Consider the following 15,286-nt stretch of genomic DNA (forward strand, 5'->3'; position numbering starts at 1 on the left):
CCAAACCAACAGGAGAACTATTATGAAAAAAATTCTGACAGGTGCGGCGCTGACCGCGACCATGCTTGCTGGCAGCGCATTGGCCGAAGGTGGGGTGATAAAATTTGGCCACGACAACAAAACTGACCCGTTTGAAAACCCAGCTCATGCCTGCACGGCAGTATTTGCAAATCTTGTTAACTCAGGCACCAATGGCAGTGTTTCGGTTGAGGTCTTCGGGTCCAACCAATTAGGCTCCGCAGCAGAACACGTTCAACAGATGCGGGACGGGATCATTCAAGCAACCTTGACCTCAACTGGTGCGTTGGCCAGCTACTACCCGCGTATCGATGTGCTAAACCTGCCCTTTGCCTTTAACAGCAACGCATCAACTTACGAGGTCTTTGATGGCGAATTTGGTGAGGCGCTGGCCGCTGATATCGAGGCAGAGATGGGCGATGTTGTGGTGCTGGGCTTCCCGGACACCGGTGGTTTCTTTGCGGTAACCAACTCGCAACGCCCCATCGCGGACCTGAAGGATTTTGATGGCATTCGCATTCGCACTATGACCTTGCCGTCACATCAGAAGATTATTCAGGCGTTGGGTGCGGAAGCCTATCCACTGTCTTGGGGTGAAGTGTATTCCGGGCTGCAAACCGGAGTGATTGACGGTCAGATGAATCCTGTACCGATCATTTCGTTCGCTAATTTTGCAGAGGTTCAGCAATACATGACGCTGACCAATCACTTGTTCTCACCCTACACCTTCATGATAAATCGTGCCTTCTATGAAAGCCTGTCAGAGGCAGAGCAAGCGACGATCCGCACAGCCGCAGAAAACTGCGTGACGGCCAGTCGTGGCTTGTCGCGTATCATTGAGGCGTCAGATCGCGGCCTTGCGGGTTTGATGGATCAGATTGAGGTCACTGCTCTAACTGACGAACAGAGAAGCTCCATGGCAGCTGCAACGCAGCCTGCATTTGAAGCACATGTTCAGGAGAACCTGGATGAAAAGGCGGCAGAGCTACTGACAAGCTTCAAAGCTGCGGTAGAGAACGCCAACAACGCGTCCTACCTCGATTGATCCTCCCTGACTGCTAGAACCAACTGGCAGCACAACTCGTCGGAGGCCAACTTTTGGCCTCCGACCCCAGCAACAAATTGGATTGAACATGCGGGTCTTCTGTGCGTCCCTCGCAACCGAAACGAACACTTTTTCTCCCCTGCGCACGGACTTTTCCGATTTTGAGCAGAGCTTTTATGCACCTCCCGGCAAGCACCCCGAAACCCCAACGCTTTGCAGTGCCGTATTTCCTGCATTGAGGAAAAGGGCGCAGTCGAATGAGCTGGAGTTGATTGAGGGAACCGCCACATGGGCAGAGCCAGGCGGATTGTTGAATCGCGAGACATGGGCACGCTTGAAACAAGAGGTGCTGGACCAGGTGACAGCTGCAATGCCTCTGGATGGCGTTGTTCTAGGTCTGCATGGGGCGATGATCTCCGAGGATTGTCTGGATTGCGAAGGCGATTTGATCGAAGCAATTCGAGCAATTGTCGGGCCGGAATCTGTTATCGGAGCGAGCTTCGATCCTCACAGCCACCTCAGCGACAGACGAGTAACCAACGCTGATGTGATCACTGTGTTCAAAGAGTTTCCACACACTGACTTTGTTGAAGCAGGAGAGGCCTGTGTCGACCTGACGTTGCGAACCATCAAGGGCGAAATCCGGCCCGTCACTTCGGTTTTTGACGTGCGCATGTTGGATATTCTGCCGACCAGTCAGGAACCTATGCGCGGGTTTGTCGATCAACTGAAGCAGATGGAAGCAAATGGCGAGGTTCTCTCTGCCTCCGTCATTCATGGATTCATGGCCGGAGATTCTCCGGACCTTGGCGCTAAGATTGTCGTTCTGACCGACGATGACCAGCCCAAGGCGGATTGCTTGGCTCAGAAACTGGGGGCTGAACTGTTTTCCTTCCGCGGGCAGACAAAGCCAAATTACCTGTCGCCCAGTGCAGCACTGAGAGAGGCAAACAAAGCAATACATGGGCCAGTGGTCGTAGCGGACGTTTGGGACAATCCCGGTGGAGGCGTAGCGGGGGATTCAACGCTCATTATTGAGGAAGCTATTGCTCAGAAGCTCACATCCGTAGCATTCGGCACGATTTGGGATCCTATGGCGGTTCGCCTTTGCCATGCAGCCGGTGAAGGCGCAGTGTTCGACCTTCGCTTTGGCGGTAAAACATCAGCTCTGGCGGGGAAGCCAATTGACGCTACGGTTACGGTGGTTCGAAACCAGCGCAATGCGGTTCAGAGTTTTGGTGCATCCGTTGTTCCGATGGGGGACTGCTCTGTCATACGTTTGGGTGGGATAGAGGTTGTTCTGAATTCAAACCGAAGTCAGGCATTTTCGCCAGACCTGTTCACGAACCTTGGCATCGACATCACCGACAAGAAGATATTGGTCGTCAAGTCCACAAACCACTTCCACGGCGCGTTCTCCGACGTCGCTTCCAAAATTATCTATGCCGCCGTCGAAGGCCCCTATCCGAATGATCCCACCAAAACACCCTACAAAAACCTGACACGTCCAATTTGGCCCATCGTCAATAACCCTCACAAGGAGGTTGTGGAATGATTTTTCCCGATATCGACACACCGGCTGTCCTGGTCGATCTGGATATTGCCGAAGCAAACATCGACCGCTTTCAGCAGCATTGTGCGAAACACGGGCTCAGCGTTCGACCGCACATCAAAACCCACAAACTTCCCATGCTGGCGCGACGGCAGCTAGAGGCTGGAGCAATTGGCATAACATGCCAGAAAATTAGTGAGGCTGAGGCAATGATTGCCGAAGGTGGCATTGATGATGTGCTGATTACCTTTAACATTCTCGGCGATGCCAAACTGGCGCGATTGCGTACCCTCTCTGATAAGGTGAACCTTTCTGTTGTCGCGGATAACCCCGAAACTGTAGACGGGTTAGCGCGGTTCTTTGCGGATGCTCCAAACCCGCTCGGAATACTGGTTGAATGCGACACGGGTGCGGCAAGGTGTGGCGTAACTACGCCTGAGCAGGCACGGGATCTCGCACGCTACATCGATGAAAAACCGGACGTTTCGTTTCTCGGTCTTATGACCTACCCGCCGGTAGGGCAGGAGGCGAAGGTTCAACATTGGCTTGTCCAAGCCAAACATGAAATCGAAGAGGTCGGGCTGCCTGTACGCGTCGTTTCCCATGGTGGTTCGCCGGGCATGTGGCAAGCGCAGGATGTTCCCGTTGCAACCGAATACAGGATTGGCACTTACATCTATAACGACCGTTCACTGCAGGCACGGGGTGTTTGCACCTGGGAGGACTGTGCATTGAGCGTTCTTGCCACGGTGATCTCTGTCCCGGCAAACAATCGTGCCGTTATCGATGCCGGATCAAAGGTGCTGACCTCTGACCTGTTGGGGCTGGAAGGCCATGGATACGTGATTGGTCGACCGAACATTTTGGTTCAGGGCCTGTCCGAGGAGCACGGCGTGCTGGTGGCAGATAAAATCGACCTGAAAGTTGGTGAGCGTGTCCGGATCGTTCCCAATCATGCCTGTGTCGTCACCAACATGGTGGACCAGATTGAAACCATTCGTGGAGATCACGCGTTGGGACAAGTTCCCGTCGCGGCACGTGGTAAAGTTCAATAGCTGACGCAAACACTGCCCAAAGTTTCTGAAGGCGACGGGTATCAATAAGGTGCACTATGGCTGACCTCATATGTTTGGGAGAGCCCCTCTTCGAGTTGACCGCTTGCCCGGATGGCTCGTTCAAAGGCGGGTTCGGTGGCGATGTCTCTAACGTTGCGGTGACTGCTGCAAGACAAGGGACAGACGTCGCTTTGATCACACGCATCGGAGGTGATCAATTCGGTGAGAAACTCAGGGGTTTGTGGTCCCGAGAAGGTGTAAATCACGCACATGTGCAGTCCGCTTCAGGAGAAGATACCGGGCTCTACTTTGTCTTTCATGATGAACGTGGGCACCATTTTGTTTATCACAGGAAAGGCTCTGCCGCGAGCCGGATGCTACCGGCTCAGGTTCCAGATGATGTGATCGCCAATGCCGGGATGTTCTATACTTCCGGGATCAGCCTGGGGGTAAGTCCTGAGTTACAGGCAGCGACCCAACATGCAATCCAAACTGCGCAAGCGTCAGGTATTCCAATTGCCTTCGACCCCAATTTACGTACAGCCCTATGGCCATTGGACAAGGCACGACAGGTTACCCACGATGCAATGCGCAAATGCAGCATTGTCTTGCCAGGGCTCGATGATGCCCGCCAGTTGACGGGTCTTCACAGCCCTGAGGAAATCATCAGCTTCTACCATGATCTGGGTGCTGAAGTTGTTGCGCTTTCACTAGGCGCAGATGGAGTTTCCGTGTCTGAAGGACAAGGCATACACACTATCCCCGGTGTAGTGGTTCAAGCGGTTGACGCCACCGGGGCCGGAGATTGTTTCAACGGAATATTCCTGTCTGCTTACCTGAAAATCAAAGATGTCCTGAAATCAGCTGAGCTCGCGAACCGGGGAGCAGCCCTATCAACCACGGGCTATGGCGCCGTGGATCCAAATCCTTACGGAAAAACCTAACAGAAGGAAGGCACTTCAATGACTGAGAAAAAGATCGAGCGTTTGGGCGATGACAAAACCGGAGCAGGCGGGCAACCGCTTCCCTTTGCACCTGCGGTAAGAGCCGGAGATTTTGTGTTCATTTCCGGACAGGTTGCGATGAAAGAAAACGGCGAAATCGAAGCGGGCGGTATTGAGGCGCAAACCCGGAAAACGATGGAGAACCTGATGGCGGCTCTGGCGCTGGCTGACTGCACCCTGGATGACATCGCAAAAGTCGGTGTCTGGCTGGATGATCCCCGCGACTTTTGGACGTTCAACCGGGTCTATGCGAGCTATTTTCCCAACGGAGGCCCGACACGCTCCACCGTCCGTTCACAAATCATGGTAGACGCCAAGGTCGAGATTGATGCGGTCGTATACAAACCGCTTGGATAATCCACACGATCCTCACACCAATTGTATAGAGCTGGCGTTTTTCGCCAGCCTATTTTGTTTTAATTGAACAGATCAACATTTTAGAGATGCGTTTATGAGACGCTCAGGGGCAATGGGGACATTTGAAATTGAGAAAGTAATGACCGGCTTTTTGCGCATACTGTGAGTGCGGTTAGCTACTGAGTTTGCGTTGCAGCGAGTGTCTGGAATGCGGGTGCAACCGCAGCATTGATGGGCACCGGTCAACGGCAGCTCAGGGCCGTCTTTGGAGACGGCCTTGTACCTAATTCCCATGACGTTTGAGCACAGTTTTGAGGTACTGGGTCGAATGCCAGGTTTGATGTGCACAGAATACCCCAGCGCAGCCTTTTAGTGTCAACTGGTGCTTGGCCGATTGCCGGATGGATCCACGATATGTCCGTCCTGTTTCTGGATCGCGTAGCGCCCCTTCCCATACCGTGCCGTCAAAGACCAATTCGGTCAGGATCATATCACCAACCTGCACATGAGGCGTATCGTCCTTGTTCCAAACCCAAACAAGACGTCCACACTTCATTGCTTCATTCGATGCGCAATCTTCAAAAGCGACAATCACGCCGAGCCCGGGGGATGCGTAATGGCCTTTAAGGTCAAAGGCATGTCCTTGGCTGGCCAACATACCGACGCCAACCACAATCACCAAAAAAGCTGTTTTGACAATTCGGACGGGCAAACGCGGTGCGACGCGGGCGAATTCGGTCAAGTATCTTGGATGCTCCGTCTTCATAAGCCGATCCCACCAAGAAAAATAGAGCCCGTGGTTATATCGCGCATGCGCATGATGCATATCGTGATGAGTAACGCTCGTGAGCCAGCCAAAGACCGGCTTGCCTTTTGCGTTGGCGGGGAAGATTTCGATCCCGCAGTGCCCGATTGCATTGCGCAGCATCATATGGGTCACAAAGATGAACAGAGCGACTGGGTGTGTTGGCAGAATGATCAGAACCAAAGGCAAGTAGACAGCGTTCACCACGGCTTCGCCAACGTCAAAGCTGTAGGAGGTGAAGGGAGTTGGTTGGTGTGATTTGTGATGCAAGCGGTGAAACCGGCGAAACAGGGGCGGGTAGTGCAGGGCACGGTGCGTCCAATAGAACCACGCATCATGAAGGGTAATCAACACCGCGATACTGAACGCGAAATAGGTCCAGCCAAATGCGGCTATGTCTTGGTAGATTGTGATGACACCTGCCCTTGCACCAAGCACGATGGATGTCCCTGCGGCAGTAAAAATAAGCACTGTGCGCAGGCTTGTCAGTATCTCGCGGAGGATTTGACCTTGTGGCACTGCAGAGGGTCGAATTTTCTGTGCAAAAAGATGCCGTGCCAGCATGATATTGATCAATAGATACGTGCCGCCGGCGCCAAAAATATAGCGTAAGAGGTCTCCGCCGAAGACATCCGTGTAGATGGACAGGAGTGTGGCTAACTGAGTCATTGTCTGCTCCGAATGCGAATTGACATGTGGCGGACAGTGGCCAGCGAAGCAAATCAGAGCACGCTGAGTTTGAAAGTCGACCCGTTTCTTGCAAAATCGGCGAGGATTTTTCAGTTTCAGCATGGCTATACCGTTGACCGGCGGGGTAAATCCGACTTCGATTGCGCATGTGATGTCAGACCCAATGATTTTGGATATCTTCCTGCGCGGCAGTGCCATCGGCACACTCGTGCTATGCGCCGCTGTCTTCATGAGAAACGGGGGATTCCAGCGGAAAAGCATGGCAGTAGTCTTGCTGTGCCTCAGTTTTGGCCCCTACTTGATTGTGTCCTCGCCAAGCATTGATCTAACCGACGGCCCGGTTCGGATTGTGCTTGTGATGATCGCAGGTGTGATCCCTGTCTTGCTCTATTGGGCCGTGATTGAGCTGTTCCAGGATGACGTTTTTGTTCGACCTTGGCAGATCTTGATCGCTGTGTTGATAGTCGGATTGGCATGGCTTTCTCAACTACAGCTGCAACTTGGTGTAGTTCGCGGTATCTGCGTACTGATCTTCTTTTTCCATAGCCTGTGGATCGTAGTTTCAGGTCAGGCAGGGGATCTGATCGAGGCCCGTCGCCGGTTTCGGCGTTGGTTTCTGATCTGGATCCTCAGTTTGGGAATTCTCATTACCGGATTTGAAATCACCCATCTGGATAAAGCGCTTCCTGTCTGGGTATTTGCACTACAGGCAAGTGCGTTTTTCCTGTCTGCAAGTGCGTTCCTGCTGTGGTCGGTTCGCGTGGTTCCAGACATCTGGATACCGCGCCCGCCAAAGCGGGGTGACCAAGCCAACCCAGCGCAGTCCGCGCTCATGACACGTATTGAAACCGCGATGTCTGAGGGGCTGTGGCGATGCGAAAGGTTGACCGTTGCCCAAGTGGCCGCACATCTTGGGACACAGGAACACCGCATTAGGTCCGCAATCAATCAAGGCTTGGGGCACCGGAATTTTGCGAGCTTCGTGAACGCGTTCCGCATTCAAGAGGCGCAATCCATGTTGTCATCGCCCGAGTTGGCAGAGCGTTCGGTCCTGAGCATCGCTTACGATGTGGGATTTTCCTCACTGGGGCCATTCAACCGCGCCTTTCGCGCTCAAACTGGGATGACACCTTCGGAATTTCGAAAAACGCATTTACATGAAACGACAAGGTCACGTTTGTAATATTTCCGCAAAGCCGCCTTCTAAGCCTTCTTTCGTTCGGGCTTGGGAGTGCGCAATAATTTGAGCCAATTTGTTGCGCTTGATCGCGTTGGTCAGCCTTTAGTTCACCCAAAGAAGTCGAACCCGGACGCATCTGTGTAGCCAATTCTAACAGGATGTGCGCTCTGACCGACGGTCCCACGCCTCTAAACCGACTGTATTGGGTTGTGGCACCGATGTTGGCGGTCCCCGCGTTCGTCTTTTCCGCCAAGACGATGAAACCGCTTGTTCTTGATACAACCGTAGATCGCTTCACATAACACCCATTCAGCGAAGTTCGTGATTCGTTGCTGTGCTCTAAAACACCCAGTGGTTGCGCAGCCTACCAATGCGGACATCTATGAAAAACGATGCTTTCATTGTTTACACGCCTTCTACAAACCAGGGACACCAAGCGGGCGCTCTAATCACGAAAGTCAGAGTGCTCGGACTTCACGAGATTTGTTCTCGGAGAACTGTGGACGTCCGCAAAGCGATACCAACGCAAGGTTGGTTTCGTAGCACACCCCAATTACTTCAGATAGGTTTTGAACCATTCAATTGTGCGGTTCCAGGCAAGGTTTGCCATCTCCTCATCATAGCGTGGCGTGCTGTCATTGTGAAAGCCGTGGTTGGCATTTTCGTAGATATAGGCTTCGTAAACCTTATCGTTGGCTTTTAGAGCAGTCTCAAAATCTGGCCAGCCCGCGTTGATGCGTTCGTCAAGCTCTCCCATTTGAACAAGCAACGGCGCTTGAATTTTGGCCACATCTTCGGCTGCTGGCTGGCGACCGTAGAATGGCACGCCTGCGGCCAATTCGGGATAGGCCACGGCAATTGCGCTGACCACACCGCCGCCGTAGCAGAAACCAACAGCGCCGACCTTCCCAGTGCAATCATCCCGGTTCAACAAGTATTCGAACCCATTGAAGAAATCGTTCATCAACTCGACCCGGTCCACTGTCTTTTGCAGCTCGCGTCCATCGGCGTCGTTGCCTGGGTATCCGCCCACCGACGTCAGGCCGTCTGGAGCCAGAGCCATGAACCCGGCTTTCGCCAACCTGCGCGCCACGTCCTCGATGTAGGGATTCAAGCCGCGGTTTTCGTGGATGACCAGCACCGCGGGCAGGGGTTCATCCACACCAGCCGGTCTGACAAGGTACCCCCTGACATCACCGGTTCCATTTGGTGAAGGATAGGTGATGTAGTCTGCATGGATATCGGGATCGTTGAAGGATACCTGCTCGGCCAAAGCATAATTCGGGCTGAGCATGTTCAGCAACGCGACCGCCGACAAACCACCAACCGCGAACTTACCGGCGCGGTCCAGGAACTGGCGCTTGGTGATTTTGCCGTGCGCGTAAAAGTCGTACAGGTCCAGAAGTTCCTGGTCGAAGTCCTTTGCCGTCATGCGGGTCATAGTGAATCTCCTGATGAATAGGCAGTTCGAAGTGAGAGGTTGTCAGATCAAAGGGTCGTGGTTGGTTTGAGTTTTTCAGCGGGCTGCTAGGACACACCCATTGGCCGTTCTTTTTGCGCGTACTGTTCGCGCAGCACATTCTTTTGAACCTTTCCCATTGTATTGCGCGGCAGATCCGGGACGATTTCGTAGCGACGCGGATGTTTGAAGCGAGACAGCTTGTCTCTGATGGTCACCGCGATCTGTTCCATGTCAAGTTGCGCGCTAGGCTCGGCAACCAGAGTGGCAATGATAGCTTCGCCAAATTCGGTGTCGGGAATGCCAAAAACTGCCGATTCCAGGATACCATCAATGTCGTTCAGGACGTCTTCAATTTCTTTGGGATAGACGTTGTAACCACCTGTAATGATCAGGTCTTTTGACCGGCCTACAATCGACAGATAGCCATCCTCGCTGTACTGGCCCAAATCTCCGGTGATGAAGAACCCGTTTTCCCTTAGCTCTTCGGCGGTTTTCTCGGGCATCTGCCAATAGCCTTTGAACACATTGGGCCCTCGTACTTCGATCATTCCAACCTCGCCCCGGGGAAGCGGTTCTCCAGTTTCGGGATTGGTAACGATCACCTCGGTGCCGGGAAGCGCCAAGCCGACAGTTCCTGCGCGGCGTTCACCTTTATACGGGTTTGAGGTGTTCATGTTCGTCTCGGTCATGCCATAGCGTTCGAGAATCCGATGGTCCGTGCGCGTTTCGAACGCCAAATGGGTTTCGGCCAGCAATGGGGCTGAACCGGAAATGAATAGACGCATGTTCTTTGTGATATCTTTGGTGAAACCGTCATCCGCAAGCAATCTGGTGTAGAAAGTGGGAACACCCATCAGAAGGGTCGAGTGGGGCAACTCTTCCAGGATCATGCCAATGTCGAACTTTTTCATAAGCCGAACTTTGGCACCTGCGAGCAATGACGTATTCATCGCCACGAAAAGCCCATGTGTGTGAAAGACTGGCAGCGCATGAAGCAGGCGATCGGCGCTGGTGATGGCCCACAAATCCACAAGAGCTTGGGCATTGGACAGCAGGTTTCGCTGACTTAGCATTGCACCCTTCGAACGGCCCGTAGTGCCTGATGTATATAGCAAAGCCGCAAGGTCGTCCGGCGCGCGATCCACGGTTTCGAATACGCAGGGTTGTGCGTCAGCCTCTACGCTTAGGCTTGGACTATCGCCGCCGAGGGTCAGCAGCTTTGCGCCCGATTGGGCTGCCATTTTTTTGATTTCAGCTTCATCGTCGCTGTCGCAAATGATCATCTCCGGTTGAGCATCAGAGATGAAGTAGTCCAACTCTGCCATGGTGTAGGCAGTGTTAAGTGGCAGGTAGACAGCACCTGCCTGAACCGAAGCAGCATAGAGCGCAATCGTATCAGCCAGCTTGGGGGCCTGCACTACGATGCGATCCCCAGGAGAAACTCCGCTGTTCTGCAAAACATGCGCGATCTGTGCGGCGCGCTTCAGAAATGCGTCATAGGAAACCACCTTGCCATCATCGAGTTGCAGGAAGGGAGCTTTGTTGCCCTCGTGGCGGGCAAACAAGCTGTCGTAGAGGGTATTGGTCACGCTGTATTTTCCCTTGGTTTGATCGCAAGCGCCGCAGTTGAAGCCGCACGAACTGAACGCGAGGCTTGGATCGTAGCACGTGTCGCGAATTCTTCGTGGTGACGTTCTGTTTTGTTCAAATCGTAAAGGTAGTTGACCATCGCGCCTCCGGACTGGGCGCGCCCATTTGGCGACTGATCTGCGTCAGCGTGCAGCTCATGAAGTTCAGCACCATTGCCCAGATGAAAGCGGGCCACGGGATCTAACGGCATCCCGTCTTCGCGCTTCGCAAGCAACAAATACCGGGCGGCCATCGCGCGCACGTCTTGCGCTGAGGCCGTCGCTGCCAGTACGGCCTGGGCGGTATGGCCGTGCTCTGGATGTTCTGTTTCGCCGGCCAGCCAACGGCTAAGCCCTGGTATAGGCGATAAGGTCACAAAGGTGTCGAGACCTCTAAGCTCTCGCGAAAGTTCGGTCACAACCTGTTTGATCAACAGGTTCCCAAAACTGATTCCTGCTAAACCCTTTTGGCAGTTTGAAATGGAGTAGAACGCCGCGACTTTTGCATGCTCGGCTTCAATCGGTTCTCGAGCTTCAGACAAAAGCGTATCGATCGCGCCCGGGATTTCAGTTGTAAGGGCCACCTCGACAAATATCAGCGGCTCATCGGGCATTGAAGGGTGGAAGAACGCAAAACAACGACGGTCAGGTGGGTAGAGCCTGCGCCTCAAGTCGTCCAGATCGTTGATCTGGTGAACCGCCTCATATGCGACGATCTTGTCCAGAACGCGGGCAGGCGTATCCCAGCTGATTTGCTTGAGAACAAGAAAGCCTCGATTGAACCAGCTTCTCAACAAATGGACAAAATCAATATCGGTTCGCTTGAGTTCGGCATCAGATTTGAGAAATCGCAGTAGATCAACGCGCATAGCCACAAGTTCTTGCGTCGCACCAGACGGCTGGTTCAGCCGACGCAATAACTCTTGCCGCCTGGGTTCTGCGGATTCACTAAGCTTTTGATACAGATCGACACTTCGATCATTGGCATAGAGGCGCGCCGTGTCAGCGAGTTTTTCTGCGTCTAACTCAAGCTGGTCATTCAAGTAGACAAAAAAGTCCAGTTTTCCCGCGTCATCCAGGGTCTGGTAGCGGTCAAGTATGGTGGACGCGAGCGTGAAGCCCGATACCTCACCTTCTGTGGACAAAAGCGCCTCGCAAAGTTCAGCAATGGATCGTTTGTCATCCTTGCCACGCCTTTTGTCAGGACGGTCCAGCAATTGGTTTAATAGATCGCCCAGAAACCAATTCCGTTGCATTTCAGGTATCCATCTGGCTGCTCAGGTACTCACCCGTTCGACGGTAGTGATCGATCAAGTGCTTGGTCGCGCTGTCTGCGTCATGATCTAGTGCGGCGTCCAGAATGTGATGATGTTCGGCGGCGATGTCCCGCTTTTTATAGCTCGAACCGCCCGCCGCCAGATAGCGGTAGCGAATGTTCAGGTCGTAAAGCTGCGAGCAATATCGCAGTAGCAATGGCAGTTTCGAATTGTCCAACAACGCCATGTGAAACGCTTTGTGAGCGTCTTCAAAGTCGTGTGCCCCATTTTGGCTGGCCTTTTTCATATGGTGGTGACGCAAAACAAGTCGATCCTCCCAGGCCGCATCCGCGTTGGCGATGGAGGCACGCAACGCGGTTTCCTCGAGGTTGCATCGCAACAGAAGAATTTCCTCGAAGTTACACTTGCTCACTGGCGCAGCCCTAAACCCGCGCTGGTCCATCCGTTCGACCAACATGTCTGAGGTCAAAAGGCTAAGAGCCTCGCGAACTGGACTTGCGCCAGTGTTCAGAAGGCTGCGGAGTTGCTCGATCTTAAGTTTTTGTCCGGGTGGCAATTCGCCGGTCAGGATCATTTCGCGCAGCCTTCGATACGCGCCATGAGTGGCTGATGTCTCTTTGCCCTCGGTATCAAGCATGGCGTCCATATCTGACTGTTCCTTTTTGGCGGCAAAAACTCTTGAGTGCTCTTAACTGAGGGCGCTCGTGCCAGTCGATAGACCAACTGAAAGGTTCAGCGATCCTTCGTTTATCATCCAGCGCCGAAGTACAAAGCTGCGCGCCCCGCTTTTGTGCATGGGGTCGCCCTCGGCCAACTTCCGCGCGGCTTCAAGACTGTCAGCGCGATAGATGATCAGGCCAACCCCTTGCATATGCTCACCGGTCTCATCCGACATCGGCCCAGCAAAAGCCAACTTTCCCGCGCGTTCAAGATCCGCCTGATACGCCAAGTGATCCGGAAGGGATGCTTTTACGTCTTCTGGCGCTTTGGTCGGGGTGCTGAGTGCAACATAAAGCTCCAGTGCCAGCGCGCCACGGCTTTTCGCTTCTGATTTATAATCTGCCCAAGCAACCATCGCGGATCTCCAAAAATATCGATATTATTTGACATATGGCAAAATAGTCGGCAAAAATCAAGCGAACTGACATGGATGGTGAAAATGAAATACCTGGTGGGAGAAACCTCGGAAGGCACAGCGGTTTTTGCTGTAAACGGCGAAAACGCAGTGAATTTAACGGCTTTGGACCCTGTCGTCGGTTCGGATTTGATGGGTTTGATAGCCAAGCCTGAGCTGGCCGACTCACTTGCCAGCAAAATTGACGCGGCAGACAGTGTGCCCGTGTCTTCCATCACTCCGGCATTGCCCGTTGCCGCTCCCGGAACGATCATTTGCATGGGATTGAACTACACCGACCACATCAAGGAAGGCGGGTATGATATCCCGGAGTATCCGACGCTGTTCATGCGCGGGAAGAACTCGATCATGGCGGCGGGGCAGCCCATGGTGCGGCCTACCTGTTCTGAGAAGCTAGACTACGAAGCCGAGCTTATGCTGATCGTTGGAAAAAGAGGTCGGCATATCTCGGAAGAGGACGCACTGGATTATGTCTTTGGCTACACCGTGTTCAACGACGGGTCGCTGCGGGACTATCAGCGCAAAACCGTTCAATGGACGCCGGGCAAAAACTTCGATGATACGGGCGCGATCGGTCCTTTCACCGTAACGCCGGACGAACTGCCCGAAGGGGCTTCCGGTCTGAAGATCGAAAGCCGCGTGGGCGATGAAATCCTACAAAGCTCGAACACGGCCAACATGATCTGGGGCGTTCGTCAGGTCATTGCGACGATTTCGGAATACACCACTCTGGAGCCCGGAGACCTGATTGCGTTGGGCACACCACCGGGTGTCGGTCACGCCAAAAAGCCCAATCCACGTTGGCTGAAGCCGGGTGAAACCGTGGAGATCGAGATTGAAGGTATCGGCATTTGCTCCAACCCGATCATCGACGAGAAAGACGCCAAGTCAAAGGTGGCCGCAGCATGAGCGCACCAACCGGGGCAGAACTGGAGGCACTTCGCGCCAAGGCGCAGCAGGATCATCGCGATCTGCGCGAACGGATTCCACGTTTGTCGGATGACGCGATCGCCTTGATCCTGCGAGAATCCAGATCGCACTACGCGTGGACCGACAAGCCTGTTTCCGACGACCTACTTGAAGAGATCTACGACATCACGATCAATGGCGCGACCAGCATGAACACGTTGCCCGCGCGCTTTATTTTCGTGAAAAGCACTGAAGGCAAAGAACGGCTTGCCAAGTCGCTAAAGCCGAAAAACGTGCCAAAGATGATGGATGCACCGGTCACGGCGATCATTGCCTACGACTTGGACTTTTGGAAGGAACTGCCGTTTCTTTTCCCGCACGAAGATCGGCGGCCTTTGTTTGAAAACAAACCCGAATACGTAGCGGACACGGCCTTTCGAAACGGCACTCTGCAGGGCGCGTACTTCATGATTGCGGCCCGGGCTGTCGGGTTGGACGTTGGCGCCATGTCAGGCTTTTCGAACAAGATCGTCGACGAGGAGTTCTTCGCGGGCACGACGCTCAAGTCCAATTTTCTTTGCAATCTGGGCTACGCAGACGAGACCGGATTGTTCCAGAAGCTTCCGCGTTTTCCATTCGAAAAGGTTTGCACTTATGCATGAAGAGGTGACGCTGTGGCTATGAAAGTAAAACCTGTCGTGACTTACCGAACGACAGCTCAATGCCCGACACATGCGCGTACCGAGATCCCAATTCGCGATCTTGATGTGGTTGTCGACGAACCCGTTGAACGCGGCGGAACAAATCTTGGCCCGTCTCCGACCGAAACCGCAATGGCAGCCTTGATCGCCTGTACGAACGTCATCGGGCACAAGAATGCACACCGGTTGGGAGTTGATCTCGGCGCGGTGACAATCGACGCGAAATGCAGGCTGGATCGGCGCGGTGTCCTAATGGAGGAGGAGATCGATGTTCCGTTTCCGGAAATCGAGCTCACCGTGAAGTGTGACACGCCCGCCAGTCAGGAGGAGCTGACACGGGTGGGCGAAGAGACAGCCAAGTATTGCGCCATCGCAAAACTATTTGAAGCGGCAGGCACGGACCTGACCGTCAACTGGGTCAAAACAAACCAATAAAGACAAAAGGCCCGACTTTCTGGGAGGAGAGAA

At 53.6% G+C, this 15,286-nt stretch carries 15 protein-coding genes; 9 read left to right on the top strand and 6 right to left on the bottom strand.

Translation table 11 applies throughout. The annotated features are described in order from the left end of the window. The first annotated feature begins 22 nt into the window (after nucleotides 1–22). From AC2FD9_RS13485 to AC2FD9_RS13505, 5 genes are all read left to right on the top strand, one after another. Entirely contained in the window at nucleotides 23–1,063 is a 1,041-nt protein-coding gene (locus AC2FD9_RS13485) for a TRAP transporter substrate-binding protein (protein ID WP_282170035.1), read from the top strand. 88 nt (nucleotides 1,064–1,151) lie between these two features. Then, nucleotides 1,152–2,618, top strand: coding sequence for a M81 family metallopeptidase (locus tag AC2FD9_RS13490; RefSeq protein ID WP_496704930.1), 1,467 nt, complete (start codon nucleotides 1,152–1,154; stop codon nucleotides 2,616–2,618). Continuing rightward, the gene (locus AC2FD9_RS13495; protein ID WP_496837336.1) at nucleotides 2,615–3,670 is read left to right on the top strand and encodes a D-TA family PLP-dependent enzyme; all 1,056 of its coding nucleotides are present in this window, start codon (nucleotides 2,615–2,617) and stop codon (nucleotides 3,668–3,670) included. The genes AC2FD9_RS13490 and AC2FD9_RS13495 overlap by 4 nt, the downstream gene beginning before the upstream one ends. Before the next feature lie 56 nt (nucleotides 3,671–3,726). Next, on the top strand, nucleotides 3,727–4,614 hold the full coding sequence (locus AC2FD9_RS13500; protein WP_496837338.1) for a sugar kinase: 888 nt from the start codon (nucleotides 3,727–3,729) through the stop codon (nucleotides 4,612–4,614). An 18-nt stretch (nucleotides 4,615–4,632) separates the two neighbouring features. Continuing rightward, nucleotides 4,633–5,031 (top strand): RidA family protein, encoded by a 399-nt coding sequence (locus AC2FD9_RS13505; RefSeq protein WP_496837340.1) that lies wholly within the window; start codon nucleotides 4,633–4,635, stop codon nucleotides 5,029–5,031. A 283-nt stretch (nucleotides 5,032–5,314) separates the two neighbouring features. Here AC2FD9_RS13505 and AC2FD9_RS13510 read toward each other — a convergent pair whose 3' ends face one another. Beyond that, nucleotides 5,315–6,724: a sterol desaturase family protein gene (locus tag AC2FD9_RS13510; RefSeq protein ID WP_496837342.1), complete on the bottom strand. Its 1,410-nt coding sequence runs from the start codon at nucleotides 6,722–6,724 to the stop codon at nucleotides 5,315–5,317. Nucleotides 6,725–6,785: 61 nt separating this feature from the next. Here AC2FD9_RS13510 and AC2FD9_RS13515 point away from each other — a divergent pair, with 61 nt between their 5' ends. Further along, the gene (locus AC2FD9_RS13515; RefSeq protein ID WP_496837344.1) at nucleotides 6,786–7,709 is read left to right on the top strand and encodes a helix-turn-helix transcriptional regulator; all 924 of its coding nucleotides are present in this window, start codon (nucleotides 6,786–6,788) and stop codon (nucleotides 7,707–7,709) included. Nucleotides 7,710–8,259: 550 nt separating this feature from the next. Here the strand turns inward: AC2FD9_RS13515 and yghX are convergent. The 5 genes from yghX to AC2FD9_RS13540 all read right to left on the bottom strand — a co-directional run bounded on the left by yghX (nucleotide 8,260) and on the right by AC2FD9_RS13540 (nucleotide 13,148). After that, nucleotides 8,260–9,147 (bottom strand): YghX family hydrolase, encoded by an 888-nt coding sequence (gene yghX / locus AC2FD9_RS13520; protein WP_472724752.1) that lies wholly within the window; start codon nucleotides 9,145–9,147, stop codon nucleotides 8,260–8,262. Between the two features lie 86 nt (nucleotides 9,148–9,233). After that, nucleotides 9,234–10,757: a malonate--CoA ligase gene (locus AC2FD9_RS13525; RefSeq protein WP_496837346.1), complete on the bottom strand. Its 1,524-nt coding sequence runs from the start codon at nucleotides 10,755–10,757 to the stop codon at nucleotides 9,234–9,236. Next, the gene (locus AC2FD9_RS13530; protein WP_108862232.1) at nucleotides 10,754–12,052 is read right to left on the bottom strand and encodes a malonyl-CoA decarboxylase; all 1,299 of its coding nucleotides are present in this window, start codon (nucleotides 12,050–12,052) and stop codon (nucleotides 10,754–10,756) included. Before AC2FD9_RS13530 ends, AC2FD9_RS13525 begins: the two co-directional genes overlap by 4 nt. Before the next feature lies 1 nt (nucleotide 12,053). Further along, entirely contained in the window at nucleotides 12,054–12,710 is a 657-nt protein-coding gene (locus AC2FD9_RS13535) for a GntR family transcriptional regulator (protein WP_234416760.1), read from the bottom strand. A gap of 51 nt (nucleotides 12,711–12,761) precedes the next feature. Beyond that, nucleotides 12,762–13,148, bottom strand: a complete 387-nt coding sequence (locus AC2FD9_RS13540; protein WP_108862230.1) for a YciI family protein — start codon at nucleotides 13,146–13,148, stop codon at nucleotides 12,762–12,764. 84 nt (nucleotides 13,149–13,232) lie between these two features. Between AC2FD9_RS13540 and AC2FD9_RS13545 the strand changes: the two genes are divergently transcribed. The 3 genes from AC2FD9_RS13545 to AC2FD9_RS13555 are packed head-to-tail and all read left to right on the top strand — an operon-like array spanning nucleotide 13,233 to nucleotide 15,253. After that, nucleotides 13,233–14,117 (top strand): fumarylacetoacetate hydrolase family protein, encoded by an 885-nt coding sequence (locus tag AC2FD9_RS13545; protein ID WP_108862238.1) that lies wholly within the window; start codon nucleotides 13,233–13,235, stop codon nucleotides 14,115–14,117. Then, on the top strand, nucleotides 14,114–14,779 hold the full coding sequence (locus AC2FD9_RS13550) for a malonic semialdehyde reductase (RefSeq protein WP_496837348.1): 666 nt from the start codon (nucleotides 14,114–14,116) through the stop codon (nucleotides 14,777–14,779). Before AC2FD9_RS13545 ends, AC2FD9_RS13550 begins: the two co-directional genes overlap by 4 nt. An 18-nt stretch (nucleotides 14,780–14,797) precedes the next feature. Then, on the top strand, nucleotides 14,798–15,253 hold the full coding sequence (locus AC2FD9_RS13555) for an OsmC family protein (protein WP_109312673.1): 456 nt from the start codon (nucleotides 14,798–14,800) through the stop codon (nucleotides 15,251–15,253). Nucleotides 15,254–15,286 lie beyond the last annotated feature (33 nt).

This window comes from Ruegeria sp. YTSC230 (assembly GCF_059609665.1).

What these genes read in the sequence shown, in the direction of transcription:
- AC2FD9_RS13530 (WP_108862232.1), bottom strand. Translation starts at nt 12,052, where the DNA reads ATGCAACGGAATTGGTTTCTGGGCGATCTATTAAACCAATTGCTGGAC.
- AC2FD9_RS13540 (WP_108862230.1), bottom strand. Translation starts at nt 13,148, where the DNA reads ATGGTTGCTTGGGCAGATTATAAATCAGAAGCGAAAAGCCGTGGCGCG.
- AC2FD9_RS13500 (WP_496837338.1), top strand. Translation starts at nt 3,727, where the DNA reads ATGGCTGACCTCATATGTTTGGGAGAGCCCCTCTTCGAGTTGACCGCT.
- yghX (WP_472724752.1), bottom strand. Translation starts at nt 9,147, where the DNA reads ATGACCCGCATGACGGCAAAGGACTTCGACCAGGAACTTCTGGACCTG.
- AC2FD9_RS13505 (WP_496837340.1), top strand. Translation starts at nt 4,633, where the DNA reads ATGACTGAGAAAAAGATCGAGCGTTTGGGCGATGACAAAACCGGAGCA.
- AC2FD9_RS13510 (WP_496837342.1), bottom strand. Translation starts at nt 6,724, where the DNA reads ATGGCACTGCCGCGCAGGAAGATATCCAAAATCATTGGGTCTGACATC.
- AC2FD9_RS13550 (WP_496837348.1), top strand. Translation starts at nt 14,114, where the DNA reads ATGAGCGCACCAACCGGGGCAGAACTGGAGGCACTTCGCGCCAAGGCG.
- AC2FD9_RS13545 (WP_108862238.1), top strand. Translation starts at nt 13,233, where the DNA reads ATGAAATACCTGGTGGGAGAAACCTCGGAAGGCACAGCGGTTTTTGCT.
- AC2FD9_RS13490 (WP_496704930.1), top strand. Translation starts at nt 1,152, where the DNA reads ATGCGGGTCTTCTGTGCGTCCCTCGCAACCGAAACGAACACTTTTTCT.
- AC2FD9_RS13535 (WP_234416760.1), bottom strand. Translation starts at nt 12,710, where the DNA reads ATGCTTGATACCGAGGGCAAAGAGACATCAGCCACTCATGGCGCGTAT.
- AC2FD9_RS13555 (WP_109312673.1), top strand. Translation starts at nt 14,798, where the DNA reads ATGAAAGTAAAACCTGTCGTGACTTACCGAACGACAGCTCAATGCCCG.
- AC2FD9_RS13495 (WP_496837336.1), top strand. Translation starts at nt 2,615, where the DNA reads ATGATTTTTCCCGATATCGACACACCGGCTGTCCTGGTCGATCTGGAT.
- AC2FD9_RS13485 (WP_282170035.1), top strand. Translation starts at nt 23, where the DNA reads ATGAAAAAAATTCTGACAGGTGCGGCGCTGACCGCGACCATGCTTGCT.
- AC2FD9_RS13515 (WP_496837344.1), top strand. Translation starts at nt 6,786, where the DNA reads ATGGCAGTAGTCTTGCTGTGCCTCAGTTTTGGCCCCTACTTGATTGTG.